The organism is Pseudobythopirellula maris, assembly GCF_007859945.1.
GTDB classification, from domain to species: Bacteria; Planctomycetota; Planctomycetia; order Pirellulales; family Lacipirellulaceae; genus Pseudobythopirellula; species Pseudobythopirellula maris.
On record NZ_SJPQ01000003.1, the window covers coordinates 725863 to 743387 of the forward strand.

14 protein-coding genes are annotated in these 17525 nt (G+C 67.6%); 5 read left to right on the top strand and 9 right to left on the bottom strand.

The window, feature by feature from the left end:
- The first annotated feature begins 95 nt into the window (after nt 1-95).
- Complete coding sequence (aroF, locus tag Mal64_RS15655) at nt 96-1097, top strand: 3-deoxy-7-phosphoheptulonate synthase (protein ID WP_231993790.1); 1002 nt, start codon at nt 96-98, stop codon at nt 1095-1097.
- A 131-nt stretch (nt 1098-1228) separates the two neighbouring features.
- On the opposite strand, the gene Mal64_RS15660 is transcribed toward aroF, so the two are convergent.
- Together Mal64_RS15660 and Mal64_RS15665 are read right to left on the bottom strand one after the other, a co-directional pair.
- On the bottom strand, nt 1229-3508 hold the full coding sequence (locus Mal64_RS15660) for a hypothetical protein (protein ID WP_146401937.1): 2280 nt from the start codon (nt 3506-3508) through the stop codon (nt 1229-1231).
- Nucleotides 3509-3600: 92 nt separating this feature from the next.
- The gene (locus Mal64_RS15665; RefSeq protein ID WP_146401939.1) at nt 3601-4893 is read right to left on the bottom strand and encodes a hypothetical protein; all 1293 of its coding nucleotides are present in this window, start codon (nt 4891-4893) and stop codon (nt 3601-3603) included.
- Nucleotides 4894-5310: 417 nt separating this feature from the next.
- On the opposite strand from Mal64_RS15665, the gene Mal64_RS15670 reads away from it, so the two are divergent.
- Nucleotides 5311-6546, top strand: a complete 1236-nt coding sequence (locus Mal64_RS15670; protein WP_146401941.1) for a Glu/Leu/Phe/Val family dehydrogenase — start codon at nt 5311-5313, stop codon at nt 6544-6546.
- A 421-nt stretch (nt 6547-6967) separates the two neighbouring features.
- Entirely contained in the window at nt 6968-7744 is a 777-nt protein-coding gene (locus Mal64_RS15675) for a hypothetical protein (RefSeq protein WP_146401942.1), read from the top strand.
- Between the two features lie 93 nt (nt 7745-7837).
- Here the strand turns inward: Mal64_RS15675 and Mal64_RS15680 are convergent, their stop codons facing one another.
- From Mal64_RS15680 to allB, 4 genes are all read right to left on the bottom strand, one after another.
- Entirely contained in the window at nt 7838-8593 is a 756-nt protein-coding gene (locus Mal64_RS15680) for a DUF4339 domain-containing protein (protein WP_146401944.1), read from the bottom strand.
- Nucleotides 8594-9045: 452 nt separating this feature from the next.
- Entirely contained in the window at nt 9046-9390 is a 345-nt protein-coding gene (gene uraH / locus Mal64_RS15685; protein WP_146401946.1) for a hydroxyisourate hydrolase, read from the bottom strand.
- Nucleotides 9391-9415: 25 nt separating this feature from the next.
- Nucleotides 9416-9973 (bottom strand): 2-oxo-4-hydroxy-4-carboxy-5-ureidoimidazoline decarboxylase, encoded by a 558-nt coding sequence (gene uraD, locus Mal64_RS15690; protein ID WP_146401948.1) that lies wholly within the window; start codon nt 9971-9973, stop codon nt 9416-9418.
- Nucleotides 9970-11289, bottom strand: a complete 1320-nt coding sequence (gene allB, locus Mal64_RS15695; RefSeq protein WP_146401950.1) for an allantoinase AllB — start codon at nt 11287-11289, stop codon at nt 9970-9972. Before allB ends, uraD begins: the two co-directional genes overlap by 4 nt.
- A 68-nt stretch (nt 11290-11357) precedes the next feature.
- On the opposite strand from allB, the gene pucL reads away from it, so the two are divergent.
- A complete protein-coding gene (gene pucL, locus Mal64_RS15700; RefSeq protein ID WP_146401952.1) occupies nt 11358-12212 on the top strand; it encodes a factor-independent urate hydroxylase in 855 nt (284 codons plus the stop codon).
- 43 nt (nt 12213-12255) lie between these two features.
- Here the strand turns inward: pucL and Mal64_RS15705 are convergent, their stop codons facing one another.
- The 3 genes from Mal64_RS15705 to Mal64_RS15715 all read right to left on the bottom strand — a co-directional run bounded on the left by Mal64_RS15705 (nt 12256) and on the right by Mal64_RS15715 (nt 15924).
- Nucleotides 12256-13530: a M20 family metallo-hydrolase gene (locus Mal64_RS15705; RefSeq protein WP_197525809.1), complete on the bottom strand. Its 1275-nt coding sequence runs from the start codon at nt 13528-13530 to the stop codon at nt 12256-12258.
- A 229-nt stretch (nt 13531-13759) separates the two neighbouring features.
- The gene (gene allE / locus Mal64_RS15710; protein WP_146401954.1) at nt 13760-14542 is read right to left on the bottom strand and encodes a (S)-ureidoglycine aminohydrolase; all 783 of its coding nucleotides are present in this window, start codon (nt 14540-14542) and stop codon (nt 13760-13762) included.
- Nucleotides 14539-15924, bottom strand: coding sequence for an allantoate amidohydrolase (locus Mal64_RS15715; RefSeq protein ID WP_146401956.1), 1386 nt, complete (start codon nt 15922-15924; stop codon nt 14539-14541). Before Mal64_RS15715 ends, allE begins: the two co-directional genes overlap by 4 nt.
- Nucleotides 15925-16032: 108 nt before the next feature.
- On the opposite strand from Mal64_RS15715, the gene Mal64_RS15720 reads away from it, so the two are divergent.
- Nucleotides 16033-17523: a xanthine dehydrogenase small subunit gene (locus Mal64_RS15720; protein ID WP_146401958.1), complete on the top strand. Its 1491-nt coding sequence runs from the start codon at nt 16033-16035 to the stop codon at nt 17521-17523.
- Nucleotides 17524-17525 lie beyond the last annotated feature (2 nt).

Genomic DNA, 17525 nt, shown 5'->3' on the forward strand with positions numbered 1-17525 from the left:
CCTCCTCCGACGGGTGAGGGGACGAAAGCAAGCCAACTTCACAACTCAATTCTACAAGACCCAACCCGACAGGCAGTCCCCCCATGATCATCGTGATGAAGCGTAGCGCTACCGACGACAACATCGACCACGCCGCCCAGCAGGTCGAAAAACTAGGCCTCAAGGCGAACGTGCTCCGCGGCGCCGAGCGGACCGTGATCGCCGCGATCGGCGACGAGCGCGTCGAGGGCGTGCGGTCGCTCGAGAGCGCGCCGGGGGTCGACGAAGTGATGAGCGTCTTGGCGCCTTACAAGCTGGCCAGCCGCGAGGCGCACTCAACGACCAGCGTCGTTGAAGCGGGGTCGCTGTCGGTCGGCGGCAATCAGATCGGTATGATCGCCGGGCCGTGCGGCGTGGAGAGTGAAGAGCAGCTGATGACCGCCGCCCGGGCGGTCAAGGCGGCCGGCGCCACGGCCTTAAGGGGAGGCGCGTACAAGCCGCGCACGAGCCCCTACAGCTTCCAGGGCATGAAGACGGAGGGCCTCAAACTGCTCGCCGCCGCCCGCGAAGAGACCGGTCTGGCCATCGTCACCGAGGTCGTGGCGCCCGAAGACGTCGACCTGGTTGGCGAGTACGCCGACGTGCTACAGATCGGCGCCCGCAACATGCAAAACTACCGCCTGCTCGAGGCGTGCGGCCGTAGCCACCGCGCCGTGCTGCTCAAGCGCGGCGCGAGCGCCACGCTCGACGAGATGCTGCTCGCCGCCGAGTACATCCTCGACGGGGGCAACAGCAAGGTGATGCTCTGCGAGCGCGGCGTGCGCACGTTCGAGTCGCACACCCGCTTCACGCTGCCGCTGGCCACGGTTCCTTACCTGCAGGAGAAGACCCATTTGCCGGTGGTGATCGACCCGAGCCACGGCACGGGCCACACGAGTCTGGTGCCGGCGATGTGCCGAGCGGCGATCGCCGCGGGCGCCGATGGCTTGATCGTCGAAGTCCACCCCGACCCGGAGAACGCCAAGAGCGACGGCTACCAGTCGCTCACCTGCGAGGCCTTCGAGAAGGTGATGGCGGAGTGCCGCCGTGTGGCGGCGGCGGTCGATCGCACGCTTTAAGTAGTGCGTGATCTTCCTCGTAAGGCCTCCGACGACCGTAGGTCGTCGGCTACCACCGAAGCAGCTTGTGGAGACACGAAGATTCCCTCGCAGCCGACGAGCTACGCTCGTCGGAAGGGGGACGCCAGCGTTCACTCGCCGCCGCGGAGCGAGGCGTAGCGGGCGAACACGCGGCGGTGCGTCGCCGTATTGGCGCGGACGATCGCCGAGCGGCTGGCGCCGTCGTACACCACGGTGGCGTTCGGCTCGGCCTCGGCTAGGTCGGCGGCGAACGCCTCGCCGGTCGTGCGTGCGAGGGTCGGCAGCGGGTAAAACTCGATCGTCTCGGCCGCCTGGGCGGTCTCGCGTGTGGTGATCAGGATCGTCTCGCCATCGACGACGGTCCAGGCCAAACCTAAGGGGCCGAGCACCGCGTCGAGAGCTACCGACCACGGCTTGTTTTCGACCGCGCAAGCGATTGTCGTCTCGGGCCAGAAGCTGGCGTCGCCGAGCGAGGCCCAGTCCACCAAGATAACGAGGCCGGCCGCGCGGCGCCAATGCTGCACCACTTCCAGGAGCCGCGTGTCGGCGATAAACGTGAACGTCGTGCGACGGTCGAGCGTTGCGGTGAGCGACGCGAGCGTGGGCTCGACCCGCAGCAGCTTGCGCGGGTAGCGGCTCGTCATCGGCAGCCCACGGGCCAGCCGCAGCCGCTCGCAAAACACCAGCAGGTCGTAGTGCGTTCGGCGGGGAGCGTCGATCGCGACGCTGCCGTCCGTCACCTGCACGTGGGCCGAGGCGGGGGCCTCGGCCAGAGCGATCCTCTCCACCAACTCGTCGAGCGAAGCACCCTCGGGCGACAAGAGGTCGCTCAGGTCGTGCTCGGTCTGGCTCCGCTCAGTGGAGCCCAGACGGCTGACCATCACGTGAGGCCCACGCAGCTCAAAGCCGAGCCGCGCCTGACGCAACGCCTCGCCAAGCGTGTCGCCGAGCGTCGCTTCGGTCCCTTCGGTTTTCACCAGACGCTTAGCGTCGACGCCGGCCCGACGCAGGGCGGCGGGATCGATCGTGATCGGCGCGGCGCTGAGCTCGGTATAGAACTCGGCCATCTCCCAAAGCGGGGTTTCGCCGAGCTCGATTTCGGGCGTCACGATCGACATCAGACGCTCGGCCGACAGGCGGACCGCCGGCGGGCCCGTGGCGCCGCGACGCACCACGGCGCGGTTCAAGTCGGCCCGCTCCACGAGCCCCTCATCGAGGCGGCGGACGGCGAAAATGCGGTCGAGTCCGGGTCCGAGCTTCTCGCCGGAGGGCGATTCGTTATCAGGCTTCTTCTCGGCCGGCGGGGCGGACGTCGGACCGCGGCGAAGCACCAGGTCGAGCTCAGCCGGGTCGTGCGCCAGCGGGTCAAAAGGGACAGGAGCCGCAGAGGGCGCCGTTCGCGTAGCGGCCGCTGGCGGATCCGATTCGCGTGGCAGCGAGACGACACGAGGCGACACGACCGCTTTGATCGGCTCACCAACGAGGCTCTCGCCACGCGTGACTTCGGCCGCCGGGATCTCGACCGGCGGCAGGGCGTTGCTCGCGTCGAGTGATGCCTCGACGCGTTTAACGACTACTTCTTCGGCTGTCTCGGACGAGGTCGCTAGGGCGTCGTTGGCGGACGACTCCGTAGTGATTGACTCGGTCTCGGGCGACTCGATTGCGGGCTTCATTGTGGTGACCGTCACGGGCGCCGGCTCATCAGGAGCCGACGCTTCTGAGTCGCCGCCACGCAACGCGAGCGTGGCCAGCACGCCCGCCACGAGCATTGTCGCCCCTCCGGCGCCGACGCCGATGGCGAGCCACCGGCTCGAGGTCTCAACGGACGAAACGGCCGGCGCGGTCGGATCACCCAGCCCGACGTCCGGTTGGTATGCCTCGCTCGGATCAAAGTCGGGGGAGTCGATCGAAGCGCCCGACGGCGTCTCGGGAGGCAGGCTCGCTTCGCCGCGCGTCTCGCGAATCAACTCTCGCTCTGCAAGCTGAGCTTTGTGCGAGCTAGACGACGGGGGCGGCATGGCCGGCCCCACGGCGGTCTGTGCTGTGTCAGCCGCCACGCCGGTTGTTAGTGAATCGGCAACTGAAGATTCCGTTGCCGGCGATTCGCTGGCCGGGGTCTCGGCCATGGCGTCTCCCGCCAACCCACCGGCGGCGAAGATGCTCGCCGCCGACGCCGAAGCTGCTTGAGAAGCATCCGAGGTGGCTGGGGAATCAATCGCAGACGATCCGCCCTGAGGCGGTGAAGGCCCGGCGGCCGGCGTGGCGCCCTGCTCGGCGATCAGCACCATGCCGCCGCAACGGGGGCAGGCGTGGACCTGTCCGACGAACTCCGGGTTCGTCACCCGCAGGGTCGCCTGGCACGTTTCGCATTGAACTCGGAAGGGTGTCACGTCGGGGGTTGCTTCCCTGTTCCAGTCGGTGGGCGTTCTTCGAGTTTATTCCAACGGGGCGGGCGTGGCCAACAAGCCGGATGGGCGGACTGCTAGGGAGCCGCTCGATAGACGGCGGGCAGCGGCTCGCCGCGCTCGCGCGCCGCGTCGCGGGTAGTGATGACGATCGCTCCGTCGCGGAGCAAATGGACCAATTGTTGACGAGGATCAGCGGGGCCGGCGGCCAGCGGGTCGGGGTTCGCCATGCGAAGCAACTCGACCAGCACCGCCTCGGCCGGCAGGCCATCGGCGCGGAGCGTGACCGACTGGTTGCGCGTCACGCCTTTTAATTGTAGGTCACGACCGACGATCAGGACGGGGGCGTCGACCGCATCCGCTAGAACCCGCAGAGCCGATTCGAGTGGTTCTCGCTCAACAGCCATGCGCACCGGGCCCGCCAGCCTCTGCTCGAGGCTCAGCACCGGCCGAGAAGCCGCCGATTCCGCCCCTGCGGCTGACCGCTCGGCGCTGGCCACTCGGGCGGCGAGCAGCAGGTTATGGCCCGCTGCTGGAGGCAGGTAGCCGTTGGCGACCGCCACACGGCCGTCGACGCCAAACCGGGCGTAGCGGGCGGCCGTCTCGGCCATCGCCGGAAACCGTGTGACCAGTGGGCGGGCGTAACGCGACCAATCACCACTGTCCACCAGCGAGCCAATCTCGGCTGGCGCCGCGGCGACGCGCTCGGCCGTGTCGCGTCGCACCTGCGACTCGGTCCGATCGCCCGCCACGAGCCGCAGCTCCCAGTAGAAGCGGTCATCGAAGTGCAGGCTGAGCGAGGCGGCGCGCAGGTCGTCAGCGATCTCCATGTTGAGGGCGTCGCCGAGCGGGGCGAGCTCACCGCGGAGCAGCGCGGCGCCGTCGCCGCGCAAAAAGCCGGCTTCGACTAGCAGGGTTAAGCAGCGATCGCGGTCACTCGCCATGAGAAGGCGTTCCAATTCGCGGCCGAGCAGCGGCTCGTTATCCGCCTCGGCGCGTAGCGATTCAGCTCGCTGTTGCGGCCAAGCGTTCAGCTCGGGCTCGATCGCATCGGCGAAAGTCGCGCGGGACGTCGCCTCGAACTCGCCGTAAGCGTCGGCCGGTCTTACGCCGACCAAAAGCGTTTCAACCTCATCGAGCCGGCGCTCGCCGACGAGTGCGTCAAGAAAGCCGAGCAAGCCCGGCCCGAGTGCGTCGAGCATCCGCCGCCCGGCGGGGCTCTCGCTCATTGCCTGCGGCTGAAACCACAGCACAATCTGGCAGCCGGGCAGCAGGGGCTCAGCCCTGATAGGCCCGCCCGTGGTGGGCGAGGCCCACAACGTGCGGCCGTCGTCGGCGATAGGGCCGTCGCGCGGCGGGCTCGTCGCCACAGGAGCGGGCTCGACGGCGGCGGGTGGCGGCGCGGGAGCGGGCGGCGGCCCCGTCCCGCATCCGATGGCCAGAAAGCCAACAGCGAACCAACACCCCCCGGCCGCCGACGGCAGTCTACGGATCGCCTCACAACAAATTTTCCTCATCAGCACAAACCGCCGGCTTTCAACGGCGGCGAGGGCCAGCGGATTAGGTTGTCCGCATCGTCTGGCGGGATCGGCGGCTTCCGGGATAGGCATGACGTAGAGTTTAGAACCTCTTTTCTCGATTGGCTATCAACTCTTCCGCCACGCGAACGAGCTTGTTCGCCGCCCCAGGGGGGCCTAGCATGCCGTTTCTCTTGCCCGACGACCGGTGAGTTGTCGGCGATTGGCCCCTTCTGATCCCTGAAACCCGACTCCTCACCCCTCTTCCACATGCAAGCCTTCGAAGCGGTCCAGCTCTACTTCCACCGCGCGGCCGACGAGCTGGGGCTCGACGACGCGATGCGCACGCTGCTCATCACGCCCGAGCGCGAGGTCACCGTGCAGATTCCCGTGCGCCGCGACGATGGCACGCTCGAAACGCTCATCGGCCACCGGGTGCAGCACAACGGCGCCCGCGGACCGATGAAAGGGGGGTTGCGCTACCACCCGCACGTCGACCTGGACGAGGTCCGCGCGCTGGCGTCGCTGATGACCTGGAAGACCGCCGTGGTGAACATCCCCTACGGCGGGGCGAAGGGGGGCGTGACGGTCGACGCCCGCTCGCTCAGCCGCAACGAGCGGGAGCACATCACCCGCAAGTTCGTCGACGCCATCCACAAGGTGATCGGCCCCGACTCGGACATCCCGGCCCCCGACATGGGAACGGGGCACGAGGAGATGGCCTGGATCATGAACCAATACGGCAAGTACCACGGCTTCAACCCGGGCGTCGTGACCGGCAAGCCGGTCGAACTGTACGGCCTGCCGGGCCGCGAAGAGGCGACGGGACGCGGCGTTGGCGTACTGACGCTCAAAACCCTCGGCCGACTGGGCCGCAAGCCTTCGCAAGTGAGTCTGGCGATCCAAGGCTTCGGCAATGTCGGCTCGCACGCCGCCAAGTTTCTCTCCGAGGCGGATTGCCGGGTCGTGGCGATCAGCGACCACACCGGCGGCTACTACCGCGAGCAAGGCATCGACGTCATGCAAGCCGTGCGCCACGCACGCAACAACAAGGGGCTGCTCGATGGCCTCGAGGGTGTTGAGAAGATTGCTAACGAAGACCTGCTGGAGTTGCCGGTCGACGTGCTCATCCCGGCGGCGATTGGCGGGGTGATCACCGAGGCGAACGCCACGGCGATCGAGGCGCCGGTCATTATCGAGGCGGCCAACGCCCCGATCACGCCGGCCGCCGACGATATCCTCAGCCAGCGGGGCGTGGTCATTTTGCCCGACATCCTGGCCAACTCAGGCGGTGTGACAGCCAGCTACTTCGAGTGGGCCCAGAACCGGCAGTTCTACCAGTGGAGCCTCGACCGCGTTCGTGGCGAGCTCGACCGACTCCTGACCCAGGCGTTCGACGACGTTTGGGAACGCTCCAAAAAGCAAGGTTTGAGCCTGCGGACCACGGCGTTTGTGCTCGGCATCGAGCGGGTGGCCCGGGCGGTCGAGCTGGCCGGCGTGGCCTGAAGCCGCTCGAAGGCGATTCCGCAGTCGGTGGTCGGTTAACGACGGCGCCTCCTGATTGACTTGATGAAGCGGCGAGAGAGAGCTATTTCAACGAGAAGTTGTGAATATTTCGGGTATTTTCCCGTCAGGAGACGAATACGGAAACACGCCCCGGGGCGAGCCGTACAGATCCATGAGGGGCGAAATAGTCAAAGAGTCAAAAAAACGTCACCCTGCGACGTTGGAAAAAATCGCCCCGCTTTGGTCGAATAGTTATGATAGGAGTGCGCACGGCATGCGACACTTTTACAGTACGGGCGTGAGGGGCCCCCGACGGCCCGTCTCGCGGCTAGCCAAATTGGCTAAGCCCTATTTTGGATCACGACCCCCCACAGGTCGTCCGCCCAGGATGAGGGGCCTAGAAACAGGAAAGTCATCCGCCATGACCATCTCACACATTCGCTCACTCGCTGCGGCCGCTCTGCTGGCTTTATTCACAGCAGCCAGCTTCACTGCGGCCACGGCTTCGGCCCAACCGCCACAGCAATCGACGTTTCCCAATTCGCCGCCGATGGCGTGGCAGCACCACGCGTCGACCGCCGCCCAGGGCGACGCTTACGGCGTGGCGGCGGTGCTGCAGGCCTTGGCGAACAAGGAGCTGCAAGACGCCCAGGCCGCCATCTTGTGGGAGCAGGCTCGCGAGCTGGCAATGAAGAACCGTCTCACCCAGACCGAGACCTTGCAGCAGCTGCGTTACTTGCAGGACCGCTACAAGGAACAAGAGCGCGAACTCAAGCGTCTCCGCAACGAGCAGGGCAAGAAGCTCATGGCCAAGCGTGAGCAGGAGGTGCTCGTGCCGGCCTACGCCTTGGACTTCGACCAATTCGATCCCGCCTCGGGCCAGATCAAGTGGCCGCAAACGCTCTCGGACGGCAAGGACGTCGAGAAGATCGACCGTTTCATGCAGCAGCTCGCCAAGACCGGCCCTCATAAAGACGGCCTTTACCTCGAAGCGATCGGCACGTTGGTTGACCGCTGGCAGGACGACCTACGCCTGGGAGTCGAGGCCCGCAGCGAGAACGAGATGGTCGACTGGCAGGACTACTTTGAGCAGCAGAAGTTCCTTCGCGGCGTCCGCTACGCGGCCGAGTCGTTCAATAGCCCCAAGCCGAAGGCCTCGGCCAACGCAGTCAACAGACGGCTCAGTCCGCAGAGCTAACGGGCACCCTTCAATCAGCCTGCAGGGCATCGATAGTCTTTAGCGGGACCCGGACTACTACTGTGCCGGACGAAAGCCCCGGGCGAAGGGAATTTATTCGCCTCGGTGGATTGCGCGACGTGTGTTCGACTCGATGTCGATCACCACCTGCACCAACTGCGCCGCGGCGACCACCGCCACGCCGTTGAGCATGCCGGCTAACGCCACGCCGACGCCGCCGACAAAACTAACGTCGACCGGTGTCTTGCCGAGAATGGCTAGCACCGTGAGTGCGACAAGCACCACGCCGCTCGCCGCCGCCACGAGGTAGCCGAGCACGGTCGCCAGCGCGATCGAAAGCTTGAGCGCTGCGTAGTTGCGTCGATCGCTGTGACGCGCTGAGTGGACCGGGGGCGCCGCAGCTGGGGGGGCTCCAGCCGAGGGAACTGGTTCGGCGGGCAACTCGGCCGCGGCTGGCGGCGGAGGGGGCGGCTCTACAAAGACCGGCGGCGCCTCGCTGGGCTCGGCGTTCGCTAGGTCGAACCTCAACGCATTGGCGTCGACCTGAGCCCCCGGACTTTGCGACGCGGCGGAGGACGGCTTAGCGGCGTCCGGCTCGCACGTCGTACAATGACCCGACACGAGCCAGCGTCCGCACCAGCGGCAGGCCATCTCGGTCGGCCGCACGTTTGCGGGAAATAGTCCCGGCAGTAAGCCCGCGACGGCCCAGTCCGAGGCCGCCCCGTTGTCGCTGCGTTGCACTGGCGTGTTAGGAGTGATCTTGCCGCGTTCGACACTCGCGCGCAGCTGGGCCGAGTTGATCGGCCCATGCACCTTGCCCTTCACTCGATAATGCCACTCGCCCGCCATACGCTACGAAAGCCCCTTCCGAGAGACCGATTCCCACGCCACGACTTAAGTCTGTAGCACGGGGGGCGGAACGCCCGCCACTCTCTTTACGGTAGCCACGGCCCGAGGCGGCGGCAAATCGCCGGGGGGCGAATTGGGGCCCGATCGTAGGATGATGCTTCGATCCCAAAGCCGGCGGCGCGGTAATGTGGAGGACCCGGCGGCCTTCGATCGCACTACTGATAGCCGTAGCGTTGTTTTCGCCTTGTCGACGCCGAATCACACCGCCACACACGCTACGCATCTGTGCGATTCGCACTAGAGCGGTTTGCTCATTGGTGTAGACGCTCGGCTCGCGATCGGCGTCATGGCTTCGTCAGCCTGCATCGACAATGCACCGCATTGCCTGCTTCGGCTTCCTCGCCACGCCGACAATCGCTTCCCCGCTCGTCCACACCAATTCGAATACCGCTCTAGCTGCCGCGGTAGGTCGAGTAGCCGAACGGCGAGAGCAACAGCGGCACATGGTAGTGACCGCCGCGGGGGGCGACCTCGAAGCAGATCTCCACACGGGGGTAGAACGACCGCTCTCCCATAACGGCGTAGTAGTCGGCGGTGTGGAAAACGAGACGGTAGACGCCCGGCTCCGGTTCGCCTTCGGCCAGCAGGTCGGCCACCCGGCCGTCGGCGTTCGTCACGCCCTGGCCTATCTCTTGGTGGGCAGCTCCCAACGAGTCGCAGCGGTGCAGCTCGACGATGATCCCTCCGGCCGGCCGGCCGCGGGCCGTGTCGAGCACGTGGGTGGTGATCGGGCTCATAGCGTCTCCTTCAGTGCGATGCCGACTATTCGGCGGCGGGCTTTTCGATGCTCTTGTCCTCGAGACCCATTTTCTCGAGTCGGAGTCGGGTGATTTTTTTCTGTTCGGCGGCCGCGATCGGCAGCTCGATCTCGGGCTCGTTGCCGAGTCGCGATTCGAGCAATCCGAGCATCTCCGCGGCCGACTTGCCGCTGGCGCAAACAATAAATATCCAGCCGAAGCGATTCTCGTACTCGGCGTTGCCGGCCGCCAGGCGTTGGATCACCCGCTCGTCGGCCTCCGCCACGCCCGCCTGTTCGCCGGCGGACCACTGCTTGTTGCCGGCGTATTTCATCCGCAGCGAACCGAGGTCGCCGATCTTCGGGTGGCAGGCGAACGCCCCGAGCCAGTCGTCGCGTGTGAGCGCGGCAAACGCACGCTCAACGGCCGTGTCGAGTGCGGCGCCGTCGGCGAACGGCCGCGTCTGCAGGACGCGGTCGATCCACCCCTCGGCCCCGCAGCACCCGCGTAGCGTTTCACGCGCATCGGCTTCGCCGAGCTTGTTGAGGTGGTCCGCTAGCTGGTTGTAGTGGACGGGATTCACAGGACGCGTCCTCTGCCGGGGGTGGGCTTCTTGCCGCGCAGGTAAACGCGTCTCACCACGCCACGCAGCTCGCGGCCCTCGTAGGGAGTGACCGGGTGGCGGCTCTTCAGCTCAGCGCCGACAACGGTGAATGTGGCTTCGGGGTCGAACGCCACTAAGTTCGCCGGCGCGCCCGCCACGATCCCCGCCGGCAGGCCGACCAGTTTGGCGGGGCTTGTCGCCATCCAGCGGGCGACGTCGGCCATGCTGTGCCCACGCTTCGACGCCTCGGTCCACACCGCCGGCAGCGCGAGCTGCAACGAACTCACCCCGCCCCACGCTAAATCAAAGCGGCCGTCTTCCAAGTGCTTCAGTTCCGGGGGGCTCGGCGAGTGGTCGGTCGCGACAAAGTCGATCACCCCCTCGGCGAGGCCTCGCCAGAGCCCCTCGCGATTGGCGGCCGATCGGATCGGCGGGGCGCACTTGAAGGCCGTCGCGCCGTCGGGGATCTCCTCGGCCGAGAACGTGAGGTAGTGCGGGCAGGTCTCGACCGAGAGCGGCAGCCCCTCGGCGCGGGCGGCGGCCAGCAGCGGCAGGCAGGCTGCGTCGGCCAGATGGACCACGTGCGTGCGGCAGCCGGTCTCGCGACATAATTTGATGAGCAGTTCGATCGCGTCGCGTTCAAACTCCGGCGGCCGGGTGGCGAGATAGTCGGCGTAGCGACGCGGGTCCGCCATCGCGGGCGTCGGACCGGTGAGCTCGGCGTGCGCCAAGAGCGGCGCGCCGCGTTCGGCGAGCATCCGCGCCGCGGCGCGGAGGTCTTCCTCCGTGGCGGCGGGGAACTCATCGATGCCGCTGTGGCACAGGAACGCCTTCACGCCAACGGCGCCGGCGTCGAGCAACGCCGGCAGGCGGTCGGCGCCGCCCGGCACGAGGCCGGCGTGGAACGCCACGTCGACCGACAGCTTGCCTTGGGCCGCGTCGCGTTTGGCGGCGAGCGCCTCGACTGTCGTCGTCACGGGCGAGCTGTTCAGCGGCATGTCGACCAGCGTGGTCACGCCCCCCGCGGCGGCCGCCGCCGTGCCGTGGGAAAAGCCTTCCCAGTCGGTGCGGCCCGGCTCGTTGAGGTGGACGTGTGGGTCAACGAGCCCCGGCAGCAAGGCCATGCCACCGAGGTCCTCGGCGCTGTCGTCGGGCGAGTCGTAAGCCTCGATCGCGGCGATTCGGCCGTCGCGCACCCGCACCGTGGCGGCTCGCTCGCCGTCGGGCGTGACGACTCGCCGGCTCCGCAGAGCGAACTCTCGCGGGCTGTCGGCGGTGGCGGGGGCGGCTGTCATCGGCGGGGCGGCTCGGTATCTTGGGGGGTGCGACCTGTCACAGCGTATCACGAACAAGCGAGGGCGACATGCCGAGCCGGCTTTCCCACAACAGCTACGGCAAGCACCGCGTGCGAGTCAGCAAGATCCGCCGCCCGCGTCAGGGGGCGCCCAACACCGAACGGCACGAGTTTGTCGAGGCGGCCGTCGACGTGGAGCTCGAGGGCGACTTCGACGCCGCCTTCACCAACGGCGACAATCGCTCGGTCGTCGCCACGGACACCTGCAAGAACACCGTCTACGCCCTCGCCAAAGACGATCCACTAGAGACGATCGAATCGTTCGGCCTCACGGTAGCTCGGCACTTTATTGGTCGCTACGAACACGTCAGCCGCTGCCGCGTGCGGCTCACCGAGCACGTTTGGGAGCGGCTCGCCGACAGCCCCCACGCCTTCGTCGCTCGCGACTCGGTCGAGCCGACCGCCGAGGTGGTGCTCACGCGCGGCGCCGAACCGGTGGTCACTTCGGGCGTTGAAAAGCTGATGATCGCCAAGACGACGGAAAGCGGATTCGTCGACTTCCACCGCGACGATTTCCGCACACTGCCCGACACCGAGGACCGCATCTTGGCGACCGAGATGACGGCCGAGTGGCGGCTGGCGTCGGCCGACGCCGACTTCGCCACGGTCCGCAAGACGGTCGTCGACACGATGCTCGCACGATTCGTCGACCATTACAGCCGCAGCGTGCAAGAGACGCTGCACCTGATGGCCGCCGCCGCGCTCGACGCGGCGCCGGCGGTCGCCGAGATCACGCTGACGATGCCCAACAAGCACCACTTGCTGGCCAAGCTAGTCCCGGAGGGGACGGCGAATGACAACGAGGTGTTCGTTGTTACCGACGAGCCATTCGGCTACATCAGCGCGACGCTCGCGCGGGAGTGAGGCGTAGCTCCCCTCCCCACCAGGGGGAGGGGAGCAAAAAATTCTAGCTCGCAAGCTCTGCGAGGGTGAGCGCCAGCGTCTCCACGCCGGCGCGTATCGCCTCGGGCGAGCTGTACTCATCCGGCCGGTGCGACACGCCGCCTCGGCAAGGAATAAAGATCATGCCCATCGGCGCCACGCGGGCCATGAACAGCGAGTCGTGGTACGCCCGGCTGATCATCTGCTGATAGCCGAGGCCGAGCGACTCGGCCGAGCGGCGGACGGCGTCGACGATCTTTTCGGCGCACGCGGCGGGCGGGTCGGCGTTGAGCACGCGTCGCTCCACCTTCACGACGCGACGGCTGGCGATCGCATCGGTCTCCTCTTCGATCGCGGCGAGCACGGCGTCGCGGTTGGCGCCGTCGATGTCTCGCAGGTCTAGCGAGAAGCCGACACGGCTCGGGATCGAATTCACCGCTCCGGGGTGGACCGCCAGCCTGCCGACCGTGGCCACGAGGTCGGGGCTCTTGCTGCTGAGGGCCAGGCGTTCGACGGCGGCGATCATCTCCACGGCGGCCGACAGGGCGTCGCGGCGGCGCGGCATCAGCACGGCGCCGGCGTGGCCACCCTCGCCGGTGACCACGAATTCGGCCTGCGCCGGGGCGGCGATCGCCATCACCACGCCGATCGGCAAATTGGCCGCTTCGAGCTCGGGTCCCTGCTCGATGTGCAGCTCAACGAAGGCGTGGTAGGCGCCCGCTGGCAGGGCGACGCCGGCGAGATCGCCCGCAAAGCCGGCCCGCTGGCGAACCGTGTCGTAATCGTCCCCCGTCTCGTCCGTCAGCCGGGCCAGATCGGTGGGCGCCATGGCGCCGCTCATCGCACGGCTGCCAGTACAGCCCACGCCGAAACGGGTCGGCTCTTCCGAGGTGAACATGATCACGTCAATCGAGCGTCGCGGCGTGAAACCCGCCCGTTTGAGCGCGCGGACCGCCTCCAGGCCGCCCAGCACACCGACCGTGCCGTCGTACATGCCGGCGTGAGGGATCGCGTCGCAGTGCGAACCGGTCCCGACGGCTGGCGCCGCGGGATCGGCGCCCGGCCAACGGGCGAACGTGTTGCCGATCGGGTCGACGCGCACCTCGAGGCCCGCCGCCTCGTAGAGCGACCTCAGGTAGTCGCGAGCCCGCAGATCGGTCTCGGAGAACACCACCCTCGTCACCGCCGGCGGCGGCTCGGGACAATCGCTGATCGCGGCGAGCGCGTTGAGCTCGGCAATCAGCTTGTCGGTCTCAACGGGCGGGACGGCGATTGGTCTGCTCCTAGCTAAGTGAACCACGAAGGAACAAAGTAACGACGAAAAGTTTTAACCACGTCGGCACGACGGGCACAACGAAAGAGGGACCACGAATAAGTGCGAATATAGTCGGAACGGCTTGCTGAGAAGCATCCGTACCGATTCACGCGTATTCGTGGGCCCTCTACTTTTCACGTCGTGCCCGTCGTGTTTTTACGTCGTGCCCGTCGTGCCGTTGTGGTTCCCCTTTGCTACGTCGTTCCTTCGTGGTTCAAATCGTCAAAGGATCGCGGTGGATGTCTTTGTAGTAGATGTAGGTGGCCGGCGACTTGCCCATCGCGGTAAACCATTGCGGGCAGTATGAGGCCATCCAGATCGCGTCGCCCGCGGCGACCGGGTACCAGCTCTCGTCGAGCCGGTAGACCCCCTGGCCCTGCTTCATGTAGAGGCCGTGCTCCATGACGTGCGTCTCGACGAACGGCAACGCGGCGCCGGGCTGGAAGGTGAACACATTCACCGCCATGTCGAAACCCGGCTCGACGGGCAGCAGCGTGGCGAGCATGGCGTCTGGATCGCCGAGGAATGCGCCGGCCGGGGCGTCGGCCAACGATCCGACGGTCCTCGCCGGGGGCGCCACGCCAGAAAGAGGCTCATAGCGTTTCTCGAACACCAGCAGGGACGAGCCCTCGGGGGCGGCGAGATTGTAGGCTTCGTCCGGCGGCAGCCACGCGAAATGGTCGGCGGCGAGCGGCTTGCCGTCCAACGTCGCCACGCCTTCGAGCACGTAAACCAGCCGCTCGACGCCCGCCGATGCTCCACCCGTGCGGCAGCCCTCGGCGCCGCGCACCAGGTACTGCGTGAACCGCGGACCGCCGCCGCGCATCGCGGGGCTGACGAGCACCACGCCCTCGCCCCCCTGCCAGCCAAGCAGCGGCTGCGGCACGTGTGAATCGGGCGCGATCAACGCGTGCGTGGCGGCCACGCGGGTGCGGGTCTCGCCGAAGGGCGACTGACCGGCTTGCGGAGACGGGCCGTCTTGCGAAGGGGAAGTCATGCGTCGCTCTTCGATTGTTCTGCTAGGCGGGTAATGGCGCGGCTGAGGACCTCGACGCCGATCGCCACGTCGTCGCGCTCCACACGCTCGTCCGGGTGGTGGCTCACGGCGCCGGGGTGTCGCAGGAAGAGCATCGCCATCGGGAACCTCTGGGCCATCACGACGGCGTCGTGCCCCGCGCCGCTGGCCATCCGCAAAGGCTCCTGGCCGCACTCGGCGATCGCGGAGCAGAGCGTCTCGGTCAGGCCGGCGTCGACCGCCACGGCCGACTGCGACGTGTTCTCCAAGACGGCGAAGCCGACCCGTTCGGCGGCGGCGATCCGCGCGGCGTCGGTGAGCATGTCGGCGATGGCGAGCTCGCGTGGCCCGTCCTCAACGTGACGCACGTCGAGCGACAACTCCACACGCTCGGCGATCACGTTCGACGCGTTCGGCGTCACGTCGAAGCGGCCCACCGTGGCCCGCATCCCCTTGCGGTCGAGCCCGATCCGCTGCACCGCGGCGACAAAGTGCGACGCGGCGACCAGCGCGTCGCTGCGGCCGTGCATCGGCGTGGTGCCGGCGTGGCCGGCGGCGCCGACGAACTCGACCCGCAGCCGGCTCTGACCCGCGATGCCGCTCACGACGCCGACCGGCGAGTCGGCCCGTTCGAGCACGGGGCCTTGCTCCAGGTGAGGCTCGATAAAGCCGAGCACCTCCCCGTCGGCGTAGCTGGCCTTGGTGATCTGGTTAGGATTGAGGCCGAACGACGCGATCGCGTCGCGCATCGTCACGCCGCGTTCGTCCTTGCGGCCGAGCCAATCGTTCTGGAACAGGCCGGCGACCGCGCTGCTGCCGAGGTACGGCTTGCTGTAGCGCACGCCTTCTTCCTCGCTGAAACCGATCACGTCCAAGTGGAAGGGCAGGGGAGTCTCGCCCAACACCTCGGCCGCCGCCACGCCCATCAGCACGCCGAGCACGCCGTCGTAACGACCCGCGTTCGGCACCGAGTCGAGGTGCGACCCAATCACCAGCGCACGCGTGGCGCCGGGGGATACCCGGCGGCCGACGATGTTGCCGGCGTTGTCGATGCGGGTCTCAAGCCCCGCGGCGCGCATCCAACTCGCCACGCGTTCGTGGACGGCCTGCATCGGCTCGGTGAGAAACCGCCGCGTGATGCGGTCCGGCTCCTCGGTGCAGAGGGCCAACTCGTCGCAACGCGACATCACGGCGTCGGCCGACTCGAGCGCCGGGGCGCCGACATGGCGGGCCGATGGCCTGGCGCCTTGGCGTCGCCAGGCGGGGCGAGAGGGATCGGAGCTTGGCGAGTCTTGGCGGGGCAAGTTGGGAGAGCGGGCGGCCGGGGCGCTGAACACGGGGGTGGCGAAGCGTGCTCCAGGCATTGACCCCCCGTCGCGGGGCGCCTATCGTGCCATGGAGGCGGAAGACTATAGCATAACTGGGCCTACCGTAACGAGATACGGCCTTTTCCCTCTCCCCGTGGCGCCGCCATGCGAGACCGCCTCGTCTTTTACCTCAACGACGAGCGACACGAGGTCGCGGGCGCCGACGCGGCGCTCACGCTGACCGACTATCTGCGCCGTCCCGGGCCCGTTGCCGGTCGCTCCGCGGCCGAGGCGCTCGTTGGGACCAAGGTGGTTTGCTCCGAGGGCGATTGCGGCGCCTGCACCGTGCTGGTCGGCTCGCCCACGGAGAACGGCGAACGCTTCGCGTATCGCACGATCGACGCCTGCATCGCGTTCATCTACCAGTTAGACCGCCGCCATGTGGTGACGGTCGAAGGGGTCGGCCCATGCGGCGCGCTCACGGGCGTGCAAGACGCGATGGTCCGCAACCACGGCAGCCAGTGCGGCTTCTGCACGCCCGGCTTCGTGATGGCGATGCACGGGCTGATGGAACAGGCGGAAGGGGCCGACACTGCGCTCGACGACGCGGCGCTGCGCCTCGGCCTGTCGGGCAACCTATGCCGTTGCACCGGTTACGGACAGATCCTCGAAGCGGGCCGCGAGCTGCGTCCCTCGGCAATCCCTGGCGTGGCCGATCGATTCGACACGGCGGCGATGCTCACCGAGTTCACCGCCCTCGGCGGCAAGGGCGTGGTGATCGACACGGCGCCGCCGGTCTGTTTGCCAACGACCGTCGACGAGCTGCTCGCGGCCAAGGCCGATCGGCCCGACGCTGCGCTTGTGGCGGGGGCGACCGACCTCGGCGTGCAGCGCAACCATGGCAGGTTCGCCCCGTCGGCGGTGATTTTCACCGGCGGCGTGGAGGAACTCAAGCAACTCAAGGTCGTGGGCGACGAGCTCGTCATCGGGGCCGGCGTCACCTGGGACGAGGTCGAATGCCGCGTGCGGCCGCTCGTGCCGCAGTACGCCGATCTGCTCACCCGCTTCGGCAGCCCCCAGATCCGCAACGCCGGCACGCTGGTGGGAAACCTAGCGAACGCCTCGCCGATCGCCGACTCAATCCCGTTCCACATGGTCGCCGGTTCGACGTTCGAGCTGGCAAGCTCGGAGGGCCGGCGCAACGTGGCGATCGAAGATTTTTATCTTGGCTACAAGGAACTCGACCTGAAGTCGGATGAGGCGATCTTGGCGGTGCGCACGCCGTTGCCGCTGCCCGCCGCGCGGGTGAGGCTCTACAAGGTCTCCAAGCGTCGCGACATGGACATCAGCACCGCCACGGCGGCGTTCTGGGTCGAGACCGACCGCGATGGTTTGGTGTCGGCACTGCGCATAGCGCTCGGCGGCGTGGGCCCCACAGTGATGCGGGCCCGCGAGGCCGAGGCGCTGCTCGTTGGCGCCCCGCTCTCGCTCGAAGCGATGCGGCGAGCCGGTCGCACGGCCGGCGCGGCCATCACGCCGATCTCGGACGTGCGGGGCGGAGCCGACTACCGGCGGCTGCTGGTCGAGAATCTGTTCGTAAAATGCTGGCACGATTTAGGAACGAGCTCGCACGCTAGTAACGGAGTGAAGACCTGAAC